The 20,920-nt window shown below is 67.9% G+C and carries 23 protein-coding genes; 22 read left to right on the top strand and 1 reads right to left on the bottom strand.

Going from position 1 to position 20,920, the window contains the following annotated elements; translation table 11 throughout:
- Window positions 1-18: 18 nt before the first annotated feature.
- From fahA to AC3FJ6_RS14160, 19 genes are all read left to right on the top strand, one after another.
- Window positions 19-1,281: a fumarylacetoacetase gene (fahA, locus tag AC3FJ6_RS14250; RefSeq protein ID WP_488772497.1), complete on the top strand. Its 1,263-nt coding sequence runs from the start codon at window positions 19-21 to the stop codon at window positions 1,279-1,281.
- 476 nt (window positions 1,282-1,757) lie between these two features.
- Complete coding sequence (locus AC3FJ6_RS14245; protein ID WP_488772496.1) at window positions 1,758-2,519, top strand: beta-ketoacyl synthase chain length factor; 762 nt, start codon at window positions 1,758-1,760, stop codon at window positions 2,517-2,519.
- Window positions 2,512-3,288, top strand: a complete 777-nt coding sequence (locus AC3FJ6_RS14240) for a lysophospholipid acyltransferase family protein (protein ID WP_153948514.1) — start codon at window positions 2,512-2,514, stop codon at window positions 3,286-3,288. Before AC3FJ6_RS14245 ends, AC3FJ6_RS14240 begins: the two co-directional genes overlap by 8 nt.
- Window positions 3,275-3,544, top strand: coding sequence for a phosphopantetheine-binding protein (locus AC3FJ6_RS14235; RefSeq protein WP_249640927.1), 270 nt, complete (start codon window positions 3,275-3,277; stop codon window positions 3,542-3,544). The genes AC3FJ6_RS14240 and AC3FJ6_RS14235 overlap by 14 nt, the downstream gene beginning before the upstream one ends.
- 49 nt (window positions 3,545-3,593) lie before the next feature.
- Window positions 3,594-3,851, top strand: a complete 258-nt coding sequence (locus tag AC3FJ6_RS14230; protein WP_029050926.1) for an acyl carrier protein — start codon at window positions 3,594-3,596, stop codon at window positions 3,849-3,851.
- A 7-nt stretch (window positions 3,852-3,858) separates the two neighbouring features.
- Entirely contained in the window at window positions 3,859-4,416 is a 558-nt protein-coding gene (locus AC3FJ6_RS14225) for a COG4648 family protein (RefSeq protein WP_488772494.1), read from the top strand.
- Window positions 4,409-6,166, top strand: a complete 1,758-nt coding sequence (locus AC3FJ6_RS14220) for an ApeI family dehydratase (RefSeq protein ID WP_488772492.1) — start codon at window positions 4,409-4,411, stop codon at window positions 6,164-6,166. Before AC3FJ6_RS14225 ends, AC3FJ6_RS14220 begins: the two co-directional genes overlap by 8 nt.
- Entirely contained in the window at window positions 6,166-6,915 is a 750-nt protein-coding gene (locus AC3FJ6_RS14215) for a glycosyltransferase family 2 protein (RefSeq protein ID WP_488772491.1), read from the top strand. The genes AC3FJ6_RS14220 and AC3FJ6_RS14215 overlap by 1 nt, the downstream gene beginning before the upstream one ends.
- A complete protein-coding gene (locus tag AC3FJ6_RS14210; protein ID WP_488772490.1) occupies window positions 6,912-7,910 on the top strand; it encodes a lysophospholipid acyltransferase family protein in 999 nt (332 codons plus the stop codon). Before AC3FJ6_RS14215 ends, AC3FJ6_RS14210 begins: the two co-directional genes overlap by 4 nt.
- 31 nt (window positions 7,911-7,941) lie before the next feature.
- On the top strand, window positions 7,942-8,358 hold the full coding sequence (locus tag AC3FJ6_RS14205) for an acyl-CoA thioesterase (protein ID WP_400397366.1): 417 nt from the start codon (window positions 7,942-7,944) through the stop codon (window positions 8,356-8,358).
- The gene (locus AC3FJ6_RS14200; RefSeq protein WP_488772488.1) at window positions 8,355-8,987 is read left to right on the top strand and encodes a LolA family protein; all 633 of its coding nucleotides are present in this window, start codon (window positions 8,355-8,357) and stop codon (window positions 8,985-8,987) included. Before AC3FJ6_RS14205 ends, AC3FJ6_RS14200 begins: the two co-directional genes overlap by 4 nt.
- A 1-nt stretch (window position 8,988) precedes the next feature.
- Complete coding sequence (locus tag AC3FJ6_RS14195) at window positions 8,989-11,340, top strand: MMPL family transporter (protein WP_488772823.1); 2,352 nt, start codon at window positions 8,989-8,991, stop codon at window positions 11,338-11,340.
- A 15-nt stretch (window positions 11,341-11,355) separates the two neighbouring features.
- The gene (locus tag AC3FJ6_RS14190; protein WP_488772487.1) at window positions 11,356-12,585 is read left to right on the top strand and encodes an NAD(P)/FAD-dependent oxidoreductase; all 1,230 of its coding nucleotides are present in this window, start codon (window positions 11,356-11,358) and stop codon (window positions 12,583-12,585) included.
- Complete coding sequence (locus AC3FJ6_RS14185; RefSeq protein WP_488772486.1) at window positions 12,582-13,211, top strand: DUF3261 domain-containing protein; 630 nt, start codon at window positions 12,582-12,584, stop codon at window positions 13,209-13,211. Before AC3FJ6_RS14190 ends, AC3FJ6_RS14185 begins: the two co-directional genes overlap by 4 nt.
- Window positions 13,208-14,398 carry a beta-ketoacyl-ACP synthase gene (locus AC3FJ6_RS14180; protein ID WP_488772485.1) on the top strand — a complete coding sequence of 397 codons (1,191 nt, stop codon included), beginning with the start codon at window positions 13,208-13,210 and terminating at the stop codon, window positions 14,396-14,398. Before AC3FJ6_RS14185 ends, AC3FJ6_RS14180 begins: the two co-directional genes overlap by 4 nt.
- A gap of 2 nt (window positions 14,399-14,400) precedes the next feature.
- Window positions 14,401-14,883, top strand: a complete 483-nt coding sequence (locus tag AC3FJ6_RS14175; RefSeq protein WP_488772484.1) for a hotdog family protein — start codon at window positions 14,401-14,403, stop codon at window positions 14,881-14,883.
- Window positions 14,880-15,611, top strand: coding sequence for a 3-oxoacyl-ACP reductase FabG (gene fabG / locus AC3FJ6_RS14170; protein WP_488772483.1), 732 nt, complete (start codon window positions 14,880-14,882; stop codon window positions 15,609-15,611). The genes AC3FJ6_RS14175 and fabG overlap by 4 nt, the downstream gene beginning before the upstream one ends.
- Complete coding sequence (locus AC3FJ6_RS14165) at window positions 15,608-16,837, top strand: beta-ketoacyl-ACP synthase (protein ID WP_488772482.1); 1,230 nt, start codon at window positions 15,608-15,610, stop codon at window positions 16,835-16,837. The genes fabG and AC3FJ6_RS14165 overlap by 4 nt, the downstream gene beginning before the upstream one ends.
- Window positions 16,838-17,045: 208 nt before the next feature.
- Window positions 17,046-17,741, top strand: a complete 696-nt coding sequence (locus tag AC3FJ6_RS14160) for a 4'-phosphopantetheinyl transferase family protein (RefSeq protein WP_488772481.1) — start codon at window positions 17,046-17,048, stop codon at window positions 17,739-17,741.
- Window positions 17,742-17,756: 15 nt separating this feature from the next.
- Here the strand turns inward: AC3FJ6_RS14160 and AC3FJ6_RS14155 are convergent, their stop codons facing one another.
- A complete protein-coding gene (locus AC3FJ6_RS14155) occupies window positions 17,757-18,491 on the bottom strand; it encodes an IclR family transcriptional regulator (protein WP_488772480.1) in 735 nt (244 codons plus the stop codon).
- Between the two features lie 331 nt (window positions 18,492-18,822).
- Here AC3FJ6_RS14155 and AC3FJ6_RS14150 point away from each other — a divergent pair, with 331 nt between their 5' ends.
- From AC3FJ6_RS14150 to AC3FJ6_RS14140, 3 genes are all read left to right on the top strand, one after another.
- Window positions 18,823-19,221, top strand: a complete 399-nt coding sequence (locus tag AC3FJ6_RS14150; protein ID WP_488772479.1) for a helix-turn-helix domain-containing protein — start codon at window positions 18,823-18,825, stop codon at window positions 19,219-19,221.
- Complete coding sequence (locus AC3FJ6_RS14145) at window positions 19,221-20,543, top strand: type II toxin-antitoxin system HipA family toxin (protein ID WP_488772478.1); 1,323 nt, start codon at window positions 19,221-19,223, stop codon at window positions 20,541-20,543. Before AC3FJ6_RS14150 ends, AC3FJ6_RS14145 begins: the two co-directional genes overlap by 1 nt.
- Window positions 20,544-20,721: 178 nt before the next feature.
- Entirely contained in the window at window positions 20,722-20,892 is a 171-nt protein-coding gene (locus tag AC3FJ6_RS14140; RefSeq protein WP_488772477.1) for a hypothetical protein, read from the top strand.
- The last annotated feature ends 28 nt before the right edge of the window (window positions 20,893-20,920 follow it).

Raw genomic sequence — 20,920 nt, 5'->3', positions numbered from 1 at the left:
TTCCGGAGTTCCAGAACAATGATTGCCCCCAAGACCTGCTGGGTTGCCACGGCCAACGACGGCCAGACCCATTTTCCGCTGCAGAACCTGCCGTATGGCATCTTTTCGATCGGCAACGGCGCACCGCGCGTGGGCGTGGCCATCGGCGACCAGGTGCTGGACCTGTCCGTGCTCGACGATGCCGGCCTGCTGCCCGCCGCCGCGAAGGGCGCCTTTGCCGCGCCGAACCTGAACCGCTTCATCGCACTGGGCAAACCGGTGTGGACCGATACGCGCGCCGCGCTGACGGCCTTGCTGTCCGCCGACAACCAGACGCTTGCCGGCAACGGCGCGCTGCGCGACAAGGCCCTGGTGCCGATGTCGGCGGCGAAGCTGCATCTGCCGGTCGACATCCCGGGCTACACGGATTTCTATTCGTCGCGCGAGCACGCCACCAACGTCGGCCGCATGTTCCGCGATCCGGCCAATGCCTTGCTACCCAACTGGCTGGAAATCCCGATCGGCTACAACGGTCGGGCCAGTTCCGTGGTGGTAAGCGGCACGCCGCTGCATCGCCCCAATGGCCAGATCAAGCTGCCCGACCAGGCGCGCCCGGTGTTCGGCCCGTGCCGCAAGCTCGACTACGAGCTGGAAATGGCGTTTATCGTCGGCAAGCCGTCGAACCTGGGCGAGCCGGTCAGCACGGCCGATGCGCCGGCGCACATGTTCGGCATGGTGATCCTGAACGACTGGAGCGCTCGGGACATCCAGCAATGGGAATATGTGCCGCTTGGGCCGTTCAACAGCAAAGGGTTCGGCACGTCGATCTCGCCATGGGTCGTCACGATGGATGCGCTCGACCCGTTCCGCAGCGAGAACCCGGTCCAATCGCCCGAGCCGCTGGCGTACCTGCAGCAGCCGGCGCGCAACGCCTACGATATCGCCCTCGAAGTCGCACTGCAGCCGCAGGGTGCGGCCAAGGCGACCACGGTCTGCCGCACCAACTTCAAGGCGATGTACTGGACCATGGCGCAACAGCTGGCGCACCACACGGTGTCGGGCTGCAACGTGCGCGTAGGCGACCTGATGGGTTCGGGCACGATCAGCGGCACCACGCCCGATTCGTACGGCAGCCTGCTGGAAACCACGCGCAACGGCGCCGAGCGCGTGACGCTGGCCGATGGCGTGACGCGCGGCTTCCTGGAAGACGGCGATACGGTGACCATGACCGGCTGGTGCCAAGGCGACGGCTATCGCGTCGGTTTTGGTGAAGTCACGGGCACCATCTTGCCGGCGCGCTGATATCCGCCCTACGGGGTAACGGCGTCCAACAGGGCGGGGGTGGCCGGCAGGTTGCTCCCGCCCTGTAACATTTGTCCGAGACCGTTACAGTTTGCGCCATAGCGGGCGCCTTTGTGCGAGAATTCGCCCCTGATAAAAATGCAGGGTCGAAGTTCACTGTGCCGGCACGATGCCCATCTTCGGAGGGGTACTTCGAGGCCTGGAACGATCCGACACCTATCAAGGCAGTTGCACGGCTACCGGCCTGTCCCGCCTGGTGCGAGAACGGTCGCAAGGCCGTCGCCCAGCCTCCCCAAAAGGTGACGGCGGGAGCACTGCAATTAACACAAAGACGCCGAAATCTGCTGATTTCGACGCTAATTTCAGGGAAAAAAGGAAATGTCCCCGGGGTCGTGCGGGCGGCGCGCGCGTTGCGAACGCCATGGCCAATGCCTCGATGCAGGCTCCGGGCTCACCATCCACCCAATGCGCACGGCATGGCAATGGAATTCGGAATTCGCGCATGGGCGGCCTCGGCGCCGGCATTGCAGACGGCAGATGCCTGGCGGGCATGGAGCCGGGCCCCGTGGTTACCCGAAGGCGGCGACCTCCCCGCGCTCGCGGCCATGGCTCCCATGTTGCGCCGGCGCGTCAATGCGCTCGGCAAGGCGGCTCTGCATCCAGCGTACGGTGTGACGGCCGGCGACGCAGCGCCCGGTTCCGCTTTCCATGGTCCCGCCGTGTTCGCATCGCGCCACGGCGACACCCCGCGTGCGTTCGACATGCTCAGCGAACTGGCGGCGGCGCAGCCGCTTTCGCCCACGGCTTTCGGCCTGTCCGTCCACAATGCCATTGGCGCGATGTTCACGATCGACCGCGGCGATGCGTCGAATCTGCAGGCTGTGGCTGCCGGGCGCGATACCGTTGAGACGGCATTGGTCGAGGCCTGTGCGTTGCTCGGCGATGGTGCGGATGAAGTGCTGTTGGTGTGCTATGACGCGCCGCTGCCCGAAGCGTATGCCGAATTTGCCGACGAACCGGGCTGCCTCTTCGGCTGGGCCTGGCGCATCGGGCGCCCCCGTGCCGGGGAACCGGTCCTGGCGCTGGAGATCGTGGCCCCACGTACCGGGACCGATCCGGCCACCGCGCACCCGCTGTTGCCGCATGCGCTCGATGTGCTGCGCTTCATGCTGGCCGGCGATACCGAACTGCTCCATCGTGGCGAGCGCGCGATCTGGAGATGGCGTCGCCATGGTTGAGCGACTCGATCGCGCGTGGCGTGTGTGCGCCACCGGTTTCTGCTTTTCGAGCTTCGGCATCGGCGGGCTGCTGCTGCGCGTGCTGGTGTTTCCGCTCTTGATGCTGCTGCCCTGGACCGATGCCAGGCGTCAGCGTGTTTGCCGCGCCCTCATTCATCATGCGTTCCGGCTCTTCGTCTGGATCATGCACGTCGTGGGCGTGATCCGCTACGAGGTCCGCCACGCCGAGCGCCTGCAACGCGGCGGCCTGCTGATCGTGGCCAACCACCCGTCGCTGATCGACGTGGTGTTCCTGATGGCGCTGACCCGCCGGGCGGACTGCGTGGTCAAGTCCGCACTGACGCGCAACCCGTTCACGCGGGGCCCGGTGCTGGCCACCGGCTGGGTGCGCAACGACGGCGGTGCCGCCATGGTGGACGACTGTATCGATTCGCTGCGGGCCGGCAACAACCTCATCATCTTTCCCGAAGGCACCCGCACGCGCCCGGGCCAGCCCCTGCAGTTGCAGCGCGGCGCGGCCAATGTGGCGGTGCGTGGTGGTTTCGCGCTGACCCCCGTGGTCATTCATTGCGTGCCGCCCACGCTGACCAAGGGCGAGAAGTGGTATCACGTGCCGGTGCGCCGCCCGCGCTTCGTCATCGATGTACGTCCGGACGTGCCGGTGTCCGAATGGGTGCCTGAGGGCACCGAGGACGCCTTGGCCGTACGGCATCTGACGCAGGCACTTTGCAACTTTTTCTCCAGGGAGATCCGCCGTGACGGCGCTTGAGCAAGAAATCAAGGAACTGATCATCTCGTCGCTGTCCCTCGAGGACGTGGCCGCGGATGATATCGACACCACCGCACCGTTGTTCGTCGACGGCCTGGGCCTCGACTCGATCGACGCGCTGGAATTGGGACTGGCGCTGCAGAAGCGCTATGGCATCACCATGAACGGCGACAAGGAAGAGATCCGCTCGCGCTTCGCCAGCGTCTCGGCGCTGGCTGCGTACGTGGCGTCGCAGGGTAACCGGGCCCCGGCCTGACCCGCGCCGTTACAGATATGGCAAGAGATTGCATCACACGGAACCCGACATGACTCACGACGAAATCTTTGCGCGCGTGGCCGCGGTTCTCGAGGAAACCTTCGAGATCGATCCGGCCCGCATTACGCCCGAGGCGCGGCTGTACGACGATCTGGACATCGACAGCATCGACGCCGTGGACCTGCTGGTGAAGCTCAAGCCGATGCTGAACAAGCCGCTCAAGCCCGAGCAGTTCAAGTCCGTGCGCACCGTGCAGGACGTGGTTCAGGCGCTGGCATTGCTGATCGATTCCCCGGCCACCGCCTGATCCGCCCATGGCCTGGCGAAAGTGGGGGCTGGGGCTTCTCACGCTGTCCTACCCGGTGGTCATCTACCTGGGGCTGCAGCATTTCTCGCCGCGCCTGATGGCGCTGGCGCTGGTGGCGCTCGCGGTGCTGCGTGCCGGCACGAGCCGGCGTGCCGGATGGCGAGCCATGGCGCTGCTGGCGGCCGGACTGGCGCTTGTCGTCATGGTGTCCGGGCATGCGTTGCCGCTGAAGCTTTATCCGGTGCTGGTCAACGTGGCGATGCTTGGTGTGTTCGGCTGGACGCTCAGGCATCCGCCGTCACTGGTGGAGCGTCTGGCCCGTCTGCGTGAGCCCGAACTGCCGCCGAGCGGCGTGGCCTATACGCGCCGCGTCACGCAGGCGTGGTGCCTGTTCTTTGTATGCAACGGCACGATCGCGGCGATCACGGCCTTCGCGGCCAGCGACCGCATCTGGGCGCTCTATAACGGCGCCATTGCCTACGGCCTGATCGGTGCGATGTTTGCCGGGGAATGGCTGTTGCGCCAGCGCGTCATGGCGCGCAGCGCGGAGAATCGTCATGGGTGAAGCATTGCCGGCGTGGACCGGCGTGGGCGGGGTCATGGCGGCGCTGGCGGCGAAGGCGTCGCGGAGCAGCCCGCCGGTGGTGGCGTGTGGCGACGGCACGTGTATGGATGCGCGGCATTTCGTGGCGCGCGCCGCCATGTGGCGCCGCACCCTGGCCAATGCCCCGGGCCGGCGCTGGGGAATCTACTTCGAGCACGACACGGCGGAGTTCGCGGCGGCATTGTTCGGCGCCTGGCATGCGGGCAAGCATGTGGTGCTGCCGGGAGACGCCCGGCCCGAAACCCTGGCGGCCCTGCGCGGACAGACCGATGGCTGGGTCGGGCAGCTGCCCGGCGCCATCCTGCCGGATGCCGGCACTGCGCCTGCCAACGATGGGGGCGGCCTGGATGGCGCTGGCTGGCCGGTGCTGGCCACGTACGACACGTTCGTGACGTTGTTCACGTCCGGTTCCACCGGCGTGCCCAGCGCCATTCACAAGCGGCTGGCGCAACTCGACGCCGAGGTCCACACGCTGCAGCAAGCCTTCGCCGGCCGCTTCGGCGCCGATGTGCGGGTCCTCTGCACGGTATCGCACCAACACATTTACGGGTTGTTGTTTACGGTGCTGTGGCCGCTGGCCGCGGCCCGCCCGATGCCTGCGGGCCGTCTGCAATTTCACGAGGAACTGGTTGCGGCCTGTCGGGCCGATGCCAGCGCGGCCATCCTGGTCAGCAGCCCGGCGCACCTCAAGCGCATGCCAGCTGGGCTCGACTGGCCGGCCGTGCGCGCTGCGCTGCGCGCTGTGTTCTCGTCGGGCGGGCCCTTGCCGCCAGAAGCCGCTGTGGACGCACTGCGCCATATGGGGCAGTCGCCGGTGGAGGTCTTCGGCAGTTCCGAGACCGGCGGCATCGCCTGGCGCCAGCGCGCCGTGCATGCCGACCGCTGGACCGCGCTGCCGGGCATCGCCTGGCAGTTGCAGGACGGTTATCTGGCCGTGCGCTCGCCCCACCTTGCCGACGATGGCTGGCATGTTTGCGCCGACCGCGCTCTTGCCGCGGGCGACGACAGTTTCGTTCTGGCTGGCCGGGCCGACCGTATCGTCAAGATCGAGGAGAAGCGCATCTCGCTCACGCAGATCGAACAATGCCTGACGGCGTCGCCGTGGGTGCGCGAGACGCGCGTGGTGCCGATCGAACTCGATGTCGGCATGCGCGTGGCTGCCGCCGTGGTGCTGAACGACGAAGGCGCAGCGCGGCTGACAGCGGCAGGCCGAGGTGCCATGGGCGCGGCGTTGCGCCGCCATCTGGCCGAGGCCGTCGACCCCGTTGCGCTGCCGCGCCGCTGGGCGTTCCCGCCGGCACTGCCCTGCAATGCGCAAGGCAAGACCACCGAGGTGATGCTGCGTGACCTGTTCCGCCGTACGTTGCCGGCGGTCCGCTGGCTGACGGCGGACGAGGCGTCGGCTACGGCCGAACTTGACGTGGCGGAGGATCTGGCGGTGTTTGACGGACATTTTCCGGGCGCTCCCATCGTGCCCGGCGTCGCGCAGGTGGACTGGGTGATGGCGCTGGCGCCGCTGAAGCTGGCCGTGCCGTCCCGCCAGCGTTTTGCGCGGCTGGATACGCTCAAGTTCCAGTCCGTGATCCAGCCCAATAGCGTGGTGCAGCTTGCGCTGACCTGGCAGCCCGACGCCCATGCGCTTGGCTTCCGTTTCAGTTCCGCTGCCGGCCCGCACGCCAGCGGCAAGATCGTCTTTCACCCCGAAGCCTGATGACCGCCGAATTCCGCCCCGTCGTGCTGGTGCCCGTCTACGACCATGAAGGTGCGATAGGCGCCATGGTGGATGCCATCCTGAAGCATCCGCTGCCGTGCCTGCTGGTTGACGATGGCAGCAGTCCGCCGTGCGAGCAGGCGTTGCGCGCACTGGCCGTCGCCCACCCCGAGCGCGTCCGTCTGGTGCGGTTGCCGCAAAACCAGGGCAAGGGCGGGGCGATCATGGCCGGATTCTCGGTGGCGGCCGAGCTTGGCTATACGCATGCGCTGCAGATCGACGCCGACGGCCAGCACGATGCCGACTGCATTCCGCAGTTCGTGGCGCTGGCCAGGGCCAACCCGGAGGCGATGGTCTGCGGGCATCCGGTGTACGACGAGTCTGTGCCGCGGCACCGGCTGTATGCGCGCTACCTGACCCACATCTGGGTCTGGATCAACACCCTGTCGTTCGACATCCGCGATTCGATGTGCGGGCTGCGGGTCTATCCGCTGGCGCCGGTCATCGATCTGATGCGCGACGTGCGGCTGGGCCGGCGGATGGAATTCGACACCGAGGTGCTGGTGCACCTGGTGTGGCGGGGCGTGCGGATGTTGAACGTGCCCACGCGCGTGACCTATCCGTCCGACGGCGTTTCGCACTTCCAGGCGTGGCGCGACAACGTCCTGATCTCGCGCATGCATACGCGCCTGTTCTTCGGCATGGTATGGCGCATGCCGCGCCTTCTGTGGCGCAAGGTGGCGGCATGACGCCCTCGGCCCCGAACTCCGGCGCCGCGCTGCAGGCGGGCCGCTCCAGGCACTGGAGCACCATCGGCGAAGTCACATGCATGTGGGGCGTCTGGTGCCTGTACTTCCTGTACCGCATCTTCGGCCGGACGCTGTTCCGCCTTGCTGCCTATCCGGTGGTGACCTACTACTGGGCCACGCATCCGCTGGCCCGGCGTTCGTCGCGCGATTTCCTGACGCGCGTGCAGCAGACGGCCGGCACCGTCGGAACCGTACCTGGCTGGCGTCACACGCTGCGGCACCTGTTCTCGTTCGCGGATACGCTGCTCGACAAGCTGCTGGCCATCGGCGGCCGCTATCGCTTTGGCAACGTCACTCGGGAAGGCAACGAGGTGCTGGTCGAACAGATCGCACGCGGACAGGGCGGCATCATCATGACTGCCCATATGGGCTGCCTGGAGCTGTGCCGCGTGCTGGCCAACCAACGCGACGGCATGCGCCTGACGGTGTTGGTGCATACCCGCCACGCCGAACGCTTCAACCGCATCCTGTCGCGCATCGATCCGAAATCCGGCGTGCAGTTGTATCAGGTGGACGATATCTCGCCGGCCACGGCGCTCGATCTGACCGCCAGGGTGCAGGCCGGCGAGTTTGTGGCCATTGCCGGCGACCGCGCGCCCGCGCACGGCGGCCGGGCCGTGCGTGTGCCGTTCATGGGGGCGCCCGCGCGGTTTCCGGTGGGCCCCTACGTGCTGGCGGCGCTGATGCGCTGTCCGTTGTACGCGATGGGGTGCGTGCGGCACGGAGACGGCCACCTGTTGCGCTTCACCGAACTGTCGCACGCCGTGGTGCTGCCCCGGGCCAACCGCGACGCAGCACTGACCGCGCTGGCCACGTCATATGCGGCGTGGCTTCAGGCGCTGGTGGCACAGTCGCCGTACGACTGGTTCAATTTCTACGATTTCTGGGCCGACGATCCCGTGCAGACGGGGCGTCAAGGTATGCCGCGGGCCTGAGGCCCGTGCGTTCCGGCCAACTGGCATCGCCATGTCCAAGGTTATCCATCACTCCATTACGCTGACGCCCGCGTTCCACGACCTTGATCCGATGAACGTGGTCTGGCACGGCAACTACATCCGCTATTTCGAGCTGGCGCGTTGCGCGCTGCTGCGCGAAATCGACTACGACTATCCGCAGATGCGCGATTCGGGGTATGCCTGGCCCGTGGTGGACCTGCGCGTCAAGTACATCCGTCCGCTGGTCTATGGCCAGGCCGTGGAGGTGCACGCGACGATCGTCGAATGGGAGAACCGGCTCAAGATCGAGTACGAGCTTCGCGACGCTGCGTCGGGCCAGCGCCTGACCAAGGGCTACTCGATCCAGGTAGCCGTGGACATGCAGACACAGGAGATGCTCTACGTGTGCCCGCCCGTGCTGTTCCAGAAGCTGGGGGTGGCCTCATGAAACGCCGGCACGTCTTGCACCTGCTGGCCGGCGGGCTGGCCGCGGGGGTGCTTGCCAGCGCCGTGCCCGCCCATGCCGGGGACCTTCTCGGTGACGTGGCCGCGCGGTTGGCCGATGCACCGGTCATTCGGGGCCAGTTCGAGCAGACGCGCCGGCTGGCCGGCTTCAGCAATCCGCTGGTGTCGCGCGGCGATTTCGTGCTGGCGCGCGGCCGGGGCGTGGTCTGGAGTACGCGCGAGCCGTTTCCGTCAAGCCTGCTGGTCACGCCGGACCGGCTGGTGATGCGCGGCGCCGACGGCAAGGTGCAGCAGCAGATGCAGGCCGATAGCCAGCCAGCCATGCGGGTGGTGGGCGAATCGATGATCGCCGTGCTGCGCGGCGACCTGCGCAGCCTGCAGACGCGCTTCGAGGTGACCGGCAAGCTCGTGGGCAAGTCGGGCTGGGCGCTGACGCTGATCCCGGCCGATGCCGGCATGCGGCGCGTGTTTACGCGAATAGAACTGGCCGGTGACCGCTTCGTGCGCAATGTGCGGCTGGAAGAGGGCAGCGGCGACAGTACCGTGGTCCGCATGATCGACCCTTCGGCGGCAACCGGGCTGACCAGCGCCGAGGAGCAGCGTTTTGAATGACATGGCAGGCGGCGTGGCGATGCGTGGCGGACTGACCCGCACGGGGCGCTGGCTGGCCATCGGCTGGCTGTTGCTGGTAGTGGCGCTGGCCGCGCACCAGTTCCAGTTCTGGCGGGCGTCGCGGCTGGATACCGACGTCATGGCGCTGTTGCCGACCAGCGAGCGCACGGCCACGGCCGACCGCGTGCTGCGGCGGCTGGCTGACGGTGTGGCGCAGGAAGTGGTCGTACTGGTAGGCAGCCCGGACTGGACGCGCACCCGCGCCGCCGCGCAGCGATTCCGTGCGGCCACCGGACGGCAGGCGGATCTGCTCAAGCCGGTTGACACGATCGCGGCCTTCGATTTCGATGCGGCCCTGGCGTTCTACCGGCCCTGGCGCGACCGGCTGCTGACCGATGCGCAGCGCCAGCAGTTGCAAGCGGCCGATCCCGACGCGCTGGCCCGGCAGGCGCTCACGCGGCTCTACCAGCTTTCCACGGGCCCGCGCCTGACCGACTGGGCCGCCGATCCGCTGGGGCTGTGGCAGGACTGGTGGCTGTCGCGGGCGGCCGTCACGCGCGTGCATGAGCGCGACGCGATGGCGGCGCTATCAGGGGACGGCCGGGAATGGGCGCTGCTGTCGTACCAGATCACCAAGCCGGCGTTTTCCGTCAGCGGCAATACGGAGTACGGCAACCTGATCCTGGCCGCTGAAGCCGCGGCGCGCCAGGGGGACGATGGCGTGCGTGTGATAGCGGCTGGCATTCCGCTGCACGCCGAAGCTGCCGCTGCGCAGGCCAATCTGGAGATGAATGTCATCGGCTGGGGTTCGCTGGCGGCGGTGCTGCTGCTGGTCTGGCTCGCGTTCCGCTCCTTGCGCCCGATCGTGCTGGTGGGGCTGTCTCTGCTGATCGGCACGGCGGCGGCGATCTCGGCCACGGCCATCGTGTTCGATCGCGTGCATCTGGTGACGCTGGTGTTCGGCGCCAGCCTGGTGGGCGTGGCGGAGGATTTCGGCATCCACTATTTCGTTACCCGCCAGGCCATGCCCGGCGCATCGCCGCCCAAGGTCATGCGGTTCCTGCTGCCGGGCATGGCGCTGGCGCTGTTGACCAGCGTGGTGGCCTACCTGGCGCTGGGCATCGCGCCGTTCCCCGGACTGCGCCAGATGGCGCTGTTTTCGGCAGTGGGGCTGGTGGCGGCCTTCCTTACCGTGGTGGTCTGGTTTCCGCTGCTGGACCGCGGCAACTTGCGGCAGACGAGGCTGTCCACGTGGCTGGCCGATAGCCTGGCGCGCTGGCCGCGCGTGCGCAACGATGCCCGCACGTGGTTGGCGCTGGCCGGGCTGGCCCTGTTCATCGTGCCAGGCGTCTGGCAGGTACGTGTCGTGGACGACGTGCGCCAGCTGCAGAGTTCGCCACCGGCCCTGGTCGAGGCGCAGCGTACGGCGGGCCGGCTGCTCGGCACGCCCAGCCCGGCGCAGTTCGTACTGGTGCGCGGCGCCACGCCGGACGAAGTGTTGTCCCGCGAGGAAGCCGTCAAGGCCCGGCTGGCCGATACCATCGGCCGTGGCGACTTCGCCGGCTTTGTGTCGATTTCGGACTGGGTACCGTCTGCGGCGCGCCAGCGTGCCGATGCGGCGCTGGCCAAACGCCAGGAGCTTGCGGTGCGTCAACGTGTAGCGCATGCGCTCGGTGGCACGATTGCGCCGCCGCCGGCCGCCGAGGGGGATGCGGTGCTGACGCTGACTGCCTGGCTGGCCCATCCGGTGTCGGGCACGCTGCGCCACCTGTGGCTGGGGCGGGAAGGCAGCGGCTATGCCAGCGTGATGCTGTTGCGCGGGCTGGAACGGCCGGCGGCCATGGCGGGCATCGCGCGGGAAGTGAATGCGGTGGGCGGGGCCGAGTGGGTGGACCGCATCGCCGATCTGTCGGGCCTGTTGCATCACTATCGCGTACTCATGAGCTGGCTGCTGCTGGCGGGCGCCGCCGGTGTGGCGCTGCTGCTGGGCTGGCGTTATGGCGCAGCCGGCTGGCGCGCGCTGGTGCCCACGTTGCTGGCGGCGGCGTTCAGCGTGGCTGTGCTGGGCTGGCTGCAGGTGCCGCTGCAGCTGTTCTCGGTGCTGGCGCTGGCGCTGCTGCTGGGAGTGGGCGTGGATTACGGCATCTTCCTGCTCGAACATCCCGGCGATGGGGTGTCATGGACGGCCATCGTCCTGGGCGCGGCCAGCACGCTGCTGGCGTTTGGCCTGCTGGCCTTGTCTTCCACGCCGGCGCTCCATGCGTTCGGCATGACCATGCTTTCGGGCGTGGGCGCGGTCTGGGTGCTGTCGCCATGGTTTCGTCCGGCCGCTCCGCCCATCCAACAACATTGAACAGGGTTGATTCACATGAAGAAGGAACAGGTAGAAGTTCTGATCGTCGGCGCCGGCCCCGCGGGTTCGGTGGCGGCCGGCCTGTTGCGCCGGCGCGGTATCGACGTGCTGGTGATCGAAAAGGAGACCTTCCCGCGTTTCTCCATCGGCGAGAGCCTGCTGCCACAGAGCATGGCGTACATCGAGGAGGCCGGCATGCTGCAGGCCGTGGTGGAAGCCGGCTTCCAGTACAAGAACGGCGCTGCCTTCTCGCATAAGGGGCAGCACACCGCGTTCGACTTCCGCGACAAGTTCTCGCCGGGCTGGGGCACCACGTACCAGGTACAGCGTGCCGACTTCGACAACGTGCTGATCCGCGAGGCCGCGAAGCAAGGCGCCGAAGTGCGCTTCCGGCACGTGGTGGAAGCGGTGGACGTGAGCGGCGCCCGGCCTCTGGTGACGGTGCGCGATCCGGACGGCGACGTCTACACGGTGGAGCCGAAATTCCTGCTCGATGCCTCCGGCTTTGGGCGCATCCTGCCGCGTCTGCTGAAGCTGGAGTCGCCGTCGAACTTCCCCGTGCGCGCGGCCATCTTCACGCACGTGGAAGACCGCGTGCCCGTGGGCGCATTCGACCGCAACAAGATTCTGATCAGCGTACATCCCGAGCACGTGGACGTCTGGTACTGGACCATCCCGTTCTCGAACGGCCGGTGCTCGCAGGGCGTGGTGGCGGAAAAGTCGTTCCTCGACCGCTATGCGGGCGACGACATGGCGAAGCTCAAGACGCTGGTCGGGGAAGAGCCCGGCCTGGCCGGACTGCTCAAGGACGCCAACTGGGATACCCCGGCTCGCCAGATCGTCGGCTATTCGGCCAATGTCAGTTCGCTGTGGGGCAACGGCTACGCGCTGCTGGGCAACGCCGGCGAGTTCCTCGACCCGGTGTTCTCGTCGGGCGTGACGATCGCTTTCAAGTCGGCCAGCCTGGCCGCAGCCTGCGTGGCGCGGCAGATTGCAGGCGAAAAGGTGGACTGGGACGCCGAATACGCCAGGCCGCTGAAGGCCGGCGTGGACTGCTTCCGGACATACGTCGAGGCATGGTACGAAGGCAGCTTCCAGAAGGTGATTTTCCATCCCAAGGGCACGCCCGAGATCCGCAGGATGATCTCGTCGATCCTGGCCGGCTATGCGTGGGACACCAACAACCCTTATGTGGCCGAGTCGCGGCGGCGGCTTGGCGTGCTGGAGCAGCTTTGCTCGGCTTGATCCGTAGCGCAGCCGCCGCTGCCGCATGCGCTGGCGTGCTGGCCCTGGCCGGTTGCGCGACGCAGCCGCCCCGAGACGGCATGGCCGCGGGCGCGGCGGCCGGCACGCGCGCCGAGGGCGCGGTGCCGCTGCTGCGCCTGCCGCCGGGGTCACTGGGCCGCACCCTGAACCTGCAGCAGCAGATCACGGTGCAATACCCGTCGCCGCAGGGCGAGCAGACGCGCGACATGCTGGCGCTGCTGGAAGCCGATGCCGCCCATACCCGGCTGGCCGCCGTGGCGGGCGGCCAGGTGCTGGCGCGCCTGGACTGGGACGGTCATGACCTGCGCGTGAGCAAGGCACCGTGGGCGCCCCCGGAGCTGCTGCCCGAGCGTATCCTCAGTGATCTGCAGTTGTCGCTCTGGCCCGTGGCGGCCATCCAGGCGGCACTGCCGGCGGGCTGGCGCGTCGAAGTGGCGCCCGGCCTTCGCCAGTTGCGGGCGGGCGACGAAGTCGTGGTGGAAATCCGCTATCCCGACGCCCGGACCACGCTGTTCCTGCAGCGGCGCGACGGCTATCGGCTGACGATCCGTACGCTGCAGGATCTCGGCGGGCGGCAGGACACAGGGCAGGGGAGGGCGCAATGACGGTCTACATGAATGCGATGAACGTGATCTGCGCGCTGGGCAGCGGCGGCGATGCCGTCCGCGCGGCGCTGTTCCGGACCGATGGTCCCAGCGGCGGCGAGCTGACGGATCGCTATACGCCGGGCATGCCATTGCACTTGGGCACCGTGCGTGAGCCAGTGGCCGCCACCGATCTGCCCGCCGCCATCGCCCCGGAGCTGTTCAGCCGCAACAATGCGCTGCTGGACCGCACGCTGGCGGCGATCCGTCCTGAAGTGGAGGCCGCCCTGGCACGCGTAGGACCCCAGCGCGTGGCGATTGTGCTCGGCACCAGTACGTCGGGCATCAGCGGCGGGGAGGTCGCGGTGAGCGAACGTGCCCGCACGGGCGCGTGGCCAGCCGGATTCCATTACGGGCAGCAGGAGCTTGGCTCGCCGGCGCAATACCTGGCACTGGCGCTGGGCGTGGCCGGGCCGTCGTACACGATTTCCACCGCTTGCTCGTCGAGCGCCAAGTCCCTGGTCGCCGCGGCGCGCCTGCTGGAACAGGGCATTGCCGACGTAGTCATCGCGGGTGGGGTGGATACGCTGTGCGCGTTCACGATCGCGGGATTCCGCTCGCTGGACAGTGTCAGCGTCGAACGCTGCAATCCGCTGTCCGCGAACCGCCAGGGCATCAATCTGGGCGAAGGTGCGGCGCTGTTCCTGATGTCGCGCGAAGCCGGCCCGGTGCGGCTGGCCGGCTGGGGTGAGACGTCGGACGCGCACCACATGTCGGCGCCGGACCCGGCTGGCGCCGGGGCGCGTGCCGCGATGCAACAGGCGCTGGCGCGCGCCGCCCTGGGCCCGGCGGACATCGACTACCTGAACCTGCACGGCACCGCCACGGAACAGAACGACGCAATGGAGTCGCGCGCGGTGTCGGATCTGCTGGGCCCCGATGTGCCAGTCAGCTCCACCAAACCGCAGACCGGCCATACGCTGGCCGCCGCCGGCGCGGTGGAGGCCGCCCTGATGTACCTGACGCTGCACGGCAATCCGCACGGCAGGCTGCCCGCGCACTGGTGGGACGGCGTGGCCGACGCCGCCTTGCCGGCATTGCACGTGGTGGGGCCCGACGAGTCGCTGGGCCGGCCGGTGCGCCATGTGATGAGCAATTCGTTCGCGTTCGGCGGCAGCAACAGCGTGCTGGTGATGGGACGGGGCTAAAGATGAACACAACCGAACCGATATCGAATCAACTGCAGCTGCCTCCGGTGGCCGAGGTGGTGCCTCACGCGGGCGCGATGCGCCTGATCGACGAACTGGTGCATGTGGATGCCGTCGGGTGCGTGGCGCGTGCCACGGTACGCGCCACGCAGTTGTTCGTGGACGAAGACGGCATGCCGGCCTGGGTGGGCATCGAATACATGGCCCAGACCATTGCCGCATGGGCTGGCGCGCAGGACCGCATGGCCGGGCGGCCGCCCGGCATCGGCTTCCTGCTGGGCTCCCGGCGCTACGCCTGCGACGTGCCCGCATTCCCCGTGGGCAGCGTGCTGACGGTGGCCGCGCGCGTGGAACTGGCCGGCGACAATGGCCTGGGAATGTTTGCCTGCACGCTGTCGCTGGATGGCCGCGAGGTGGCGCGCGCCAATGTTTCGGTATTCCGGCCTGCCGATGCGCAGGCGTTTCTCCAAGGGCAGCAAGCATGACCAACAAGACCGTGCTCGTCACGGGTTCCTCGCGCGGCATTGGCCGCGCCATCGCGTTGCGGCTTGCGCACGATGGCTACGACGTGGTGGTGCATTGCCGCGCGCGGCGCGACGAAGCCGAGGCCGTGGCCGACGCCGTGCGGGCTTTCGGCCGCAATGCGCGCGTGCTGACCTTCGACATCGCCCACCGCGAAGCCACGGCCAACACGCTTCTGGCCGACATCGAGGAACACGGCTGCTACTACGGGGTGGTCTGCAACGCTGGCCTGGCGCGCGACGCGGCGTTTCCGGCCATGACGGGCGACGAATGGGACGAAGTCGTGCATACCAACCTGGATGCGTTCTACAACGTGCTGAACCCGCTGGTCATGCCGATGGTGCAGCGCCGCCGGGCGGGCCGCATCGTCACGCTGTCGTCGGTGTCGGGGCTGGTGGGCAACCGGGGGCAGACCAACTACAGCGCCGCCAAGGCCGGCATCATAGGCGCCACCAAGGCGCTGGCCATCGAACTGGCCAAGCGGCAGATCACGGTCAACTGCGTGGCGCCGGGACTGATCGATACAGAGATGATTGACGAACACGTGCGCGAAGAGGCACTGAAGATGATCCCGGCGCGGCGCATGGGAACACCGGACGAAGTGGCCGCCACGGTGGCCTTCCTGCTTTCGCCAGATGCCGGTTACATTACACGCCAGGTGATTTCGGTGAACGGGGGGATGTTTGGATGAAGCGGGTCGTAGTTACCGGCGCGGGCGCCGTGAGTGCCCTGGGCGACCACTGGCCGACGGTGCGCGAGCGCTTGGCCAGCGGGCGCAACGCCGTGGTGCAAATGCCCGAGTGGGACGATATCCGGGGGCTTAACACCCGGCTGGGGGCGCCCGTGCCGGCGTTCGCGCTGCCGTCGCACTACACGCGCAAGCTGACGAGGTCGATGGGCCGGGTGTCGCTGATGGCGGTGCTGGCCAGCGAAGCCGCGCTGGCCGACGCCGGCCTGGCAGGCGATCCGCTGGTCACCAGCGGACGCATGGGCATTGCCTACGGGTCCTCCACGGGCACGCCGTCGGCCGTGCAGGATTTCGGCCGCATGATGACCGAGCGGTCAACCGAGGACATCAGCGCCACCACGTACATCCGCATGATGCCGCACACCGCGGCGGTCAATATCGGCGTGTTCTTCGGCATCACGGGGCGCATCCTGACCACGTCCAGTGCCTGTACGTCGGGCAGCCAGGGCATTGGCTATGCGTACGAGACCATCCGTATGGGCAAGCAGGTGGCGATGCTGGCGGGCGGCGGGGAAGAACTGGACGCCACCGAGGCGGCGGTGTTCGACACGCTGTTCGCCACCAGCACGCGCAACGATGCCCCGCACACCACGCCGCGCCCGTTCGATGCCGACCGCGACGGCCTGGTGCTGGGGGAGGGGGCGGGCACGCTGGTGCTGGAGGAACTTGAACACGCGCAGGCGCGAGGCGCGCGTATCCTGGCCGAGATCGTCGGCTACGGCACCAACAGCGACGGCGCGCACGTGACGCAGCCACAGGCCGACACCATGGCCGTGGCGATGCGCCTGGCGCTGGAGGAAGCCGGTATTGCCCCCGGGGCAATCGGCTACGTCAACGCGCACGGCACGGCCACCGATCACGGCGATATCGCCGAATCGCATGCCACGCATGCGGTGTTCGGTCCGGACATTCCCATCAGTTCGCTCAAGAGCTTCATGGGTCATACGCTCGGCGCATGCGGCGCGCTGGAGGCGTGGATGACGATCGAGATGATGCGCGACCGCTGGTTCGCGCCCACCGCGAACCTGACCCGGCCGGACCCGCGCTGCGCGCCGCTGGACCACATCATGGGCGAGGGTCGCCGCATCGACACCGACTATGTGATGAGCAACAATTTCGCGTTCGGTGGCATCAATACCGCGCTGATATTCCGCCGCTGGCCCACGTGAAGCCGGTGTCCTGCCGTGCCGCCGTGCGGTAATTCGTCTAACCTGTTCCAACAACGAAAAAGAAAGGAAGGTCAATGAAACTCGAATACGAATGCCACGCGGGAGCCGTGGTGGCGGGCGTGACACTCAAGGGCACGTACGCCAACGTGGCGAACTGATCCATTTCCCTGACACGCCGCGCTGGAAGCTGCCGAAGGAACCTGTCCCCATGCCGATTGCCCTGCGTACCGGATCGGTCATGGCCTTTGCCGCCATGGCGCCACCTGTCAGCCGCTGGATGTCCGCCGAGGAACTGGCGCGGCTGGCGGCCATGCGGGCGCAGCAACGTGCCGAGCAGTTTGCGGCGGGCCGCTGGCTGGCGCGGCGGCTGCTGGCCGTGACCTTCGGCGGCGATGCATCGGAATGGGCGTTGTCGGCGGCCCAGGACGCGCCGCCCCTGGCGACCCATGTGGCCGGCGCGGTCGGTACGCCGGTCTTCGTCTCGATTGCCCACTCGGGCGACCACCTTGCCTGTGCGGTCTCCGACATGCCGGTCGGCGTCGATATCGAGGAACTGCAGCCGCGCCGCCACCTGGATACGCTGATCGAGGCCACCACCACGGAGGCCGAACGCGCGGCGCTGCCCGACCTGCTGGCCGGCGACGAGGATGCCCGCATGCTGGCGTTCTTCCAGCTCTGGACGCTCAAGGAGGCGTGGATCAAGTGCCACGGTGGCAACCTGTTCCAGACCATGATGGGGCAGGTGGTCGAAGCCAGGCCGTCGCCGCTGGCGCAGGCCAACGGGCTGACCTGGCGCCGCAAGAATGCCGTGCTGGCGCTGGCCGCCGCTTCGGGGCTCGAGGATGACCTCGGCCTGCCGCAGGCCACCGGCTGGCGGCTGCACGCGCAGGAAACCGTCGATTAGGCTGGCTGCGGACGCTCAGGTCTGTTCCAGCGAGGCGCACGCCGCGCGCAGGATCGCAGCGTAGTGCTCCAGGTGCGGCTCGATCCGGTACACCGGCCCCGCAATCGAAATCGCATAGCATTCCCCCGACAGCCGCACCGGCCAGGCCAGCGCGCCCACATCGGGCATCGATTCACTGAGATTGACGTAGGCGCCGCGCTCGCGCGACTGGCGCAGGTCGGCCTCCAGCGTAGCGGGCGTGGTCAGCGTGCGGGGTGTAAAGCCCTGGAACGCCAGCCGGGACAGCAGCGCGGCACGTTCGCCATCGTCCATCGCCGCCAGCAGGGCCTTGCCGATGGAGTTGGCGTGCAGGTCCCGCCGTTCGCCAGCCGTGGCGATATAGCGAATCGCATGCGGGGATTCGAGCACGTCCAGATAGACCACGGCCGTGCCTTCATGCAGCTTGCCGATGACGATGGTTTCGCCGGTGGCGTCGCGCAATTCGCTCATCGTGCCGTGTACGCGGTCGAGCACCGGATCGTGCCGGGCAATCTGCTGGGCCATCGCCAGCAGCCGCCCCGTGGGGTAGTAGCCCTGCCGGCGGGCGGTTTCGTAGAGATAGCCGAGCGACGTCAGGGTGCGGATCAGCGCCAGGCAGCTGGATGCCGGCACCGCCAGCAGGCGCGCCAGTTCCGACAGCGACAGCGCCCGCCGTTCACGTGCAAAGGTCTCGATGATCTCGATGACCCGCAGGGCGGTCTTGACGTTCATTGCCGGGGGTTTTGCGGACTCTGGGCGCTCTGGCATGGGGGCTGGGCAGGATCGGACGTGCGCGGATCGTGTTGCGGCCCGGGCTGGGGCCTTCGGGGCGGACTGTAGCACGGCGCCCCGCACGAGGCGACCGCAGGCGCACCCCAAGACGCACCTGGGCATGTACCCGACGCACCCGACGCGCCCTGATACGCACCGGATACAACCTTTACGTTGTAAATCGCCTTTACAACCTATCCGTTGTAACTTGAAAATACAACCTCTACGTAGTAAAACGGCTTTACAACCTTTACGTTGTCAGCCTGAATCCCGACGCGTTCGCGCAGCCCCCATGGCCAACCAATATCCCATCCGAATCCTGACCCAGCTGAATCCGGTATTGCAGGGGTTTCGCCGGTCGCGCGGCCTGACCCAGGCCGATGTGGCGGCGCGCCTCGGTGTGAGCCAGCAAAGCTATGCCCGGCTGGAAGCCAATCCCGGGCGCGCCAGCATGGCGCGCGTGCTGGCGGTGCTGCAGGCGCTGGAAGTCGATCTGGTACTGGCACCGCGCGGCGCGGCAGTGGCCACGGATGCCACGGATGCGGCCGGCGCCCGGGGTGCCCGGCGCGGCAAGGCTGACAAGGCCGGCAAGCCTCGAAAACCCGGCACTGCCCAGGCAAGGTCGCGGGCTGCCGGCACGGTCGCCCGCCGCCCGGCCAAGCCCGACCAGGGCCCGGGAGAGGACTGGTAATGGGCCGGCGTGCGCTCCGGCGCCGGCTTGGCGTCTGGATGAATGGCTGGCTGACGGGTACGTGGGAACGGGGCACCGACGGTGAGTCGTTTGCCTACGATGCCGACTGGATGGAGAGTCCCCAGGGGCGTCCCCTGTCTCTCTCGCTGCCATTCCGCTCCGATGCCGCCCCGTATCGCGGTGGCGTGGTCACCGACTACTTCGACAACCTGCTGCCCGACAGCGATGCCATCCGCCGCCGCCTGGCGCAGCGCCATCGCACCCAGGGCACCGGGCCATTCGACCTGCTGGCCGCGCTGGGGCGTGACTGCGTCGGCGCGCTGCAACTGCTGCCGGAAGGCGCCGAGCCCGAAGGGCTGCGCACCATCGAGGGCACGCCGCTGGATGCGTCGGGCATCGCGCGTCTGCTGCGCGATGCCACGCGCAGTGCGCCGCTTGGCCAGCACGACGACGAAGGCGACTTGCGACTGTCGATTGCCGGCGCGCAGGAAAAGACCGCGCTGCTGCATCACGGCGGGCAATGGCTGCTGCCGCACGGCAGCACCCCCACCACCCATATCCTCAAGCTGCCGCTGGGACTGGTGGGCAACATGCGCGCGGACATGCGCACCTCGGTGGAAAACGAATGGCTGTGCGCCCGGATGGTGAGCCACTTTGGCCTGCCCATCGCCGATTGCACCATCGAAACGTTCGAGGACCAGAAGGTGCTGGTGGTGGAACGCTTCGACCGGCGGCTGGCGCCCGACGGCAGCTGGATCATCCGCCTGCCGCAGGAGGACTTTTGCCAGGCGCTGGGCCTGTCGCCGCTGTCGAAGTATCAGGCCGACGGCGGCCCAGGCATCGCGGACATCATGGCCGTGCTGGCGGCGTCCGAAACCCCGGCCCATGATCGTCGTAATTTCTTCAAGACGCAGATCCTGTTCTGGCTGCTGGCGGCGACGGACGGGCATGCCAAGAACTTCAGCCTGTCGATCGGGCCGGGCGGCCGCTACTGGTCGACACCGCTGTACGACGTGCTGTCGGCATTCCCGATCATGGGCGGCGGCGCAAACCAGCTGGCGCCGCAGAAGGCCCGCCTGGCCATGGCCGTGCGCGGCACGCAGAACCACTATCGCATTGGGCAAATCATGCGCCGGCACTGGCTGGAGCAGGGGCGGCTGGTGGGCATGCCCGCCGATGTGGTCGAGGCCATCCTGATGGAGCTCAAGGCGGCCGTCGAGCCCGCTATCGACGCCACGACAGCCGAATTGCCGGCGACGTTTCCGCCCGACGTGGCCGAGCGCGTGTTCGAGGGGCTACGGGCGCAGGCGCGGCGCCTCTGAGCATCGGCTGCTTCCGGGCGGCGATTTGTACCGTTGTGTATCACGACGGCGGGCCGATACGTCGACACACGCAACGGCCGCCTGCGCCACACGGACGCGATACGTCCAACCCTTCCAATAGGCTCCATGGCGATTGCGCATGGTGCGCCGCCAACCATCGGTCCGGCTGGAGCCTCCCATGTCGAAAATCAACATCGCGTTGCAGCTGACGAGGACAGTGTTCTGGTCATTGCCACCTGGTGCGCTCCAGGGGTTGACGCTGGCGGCCGCAGTCATTGCCACCGCCACGGCCTGCGTGGCGCTGGTGATTGCGCTGCCGGCGCGGCCTGTACCGGACTTCCAGAACTAGTCTTGCCGGAATAATCGGAGAAATCGCA

The sequence above is a fragment of the Cupriavidus sp. 94F1 genome (genome assembly GCF_057798875.1).
This window is presented reverse-complemented; position numbering and strand designations above follow the sequence as displayed.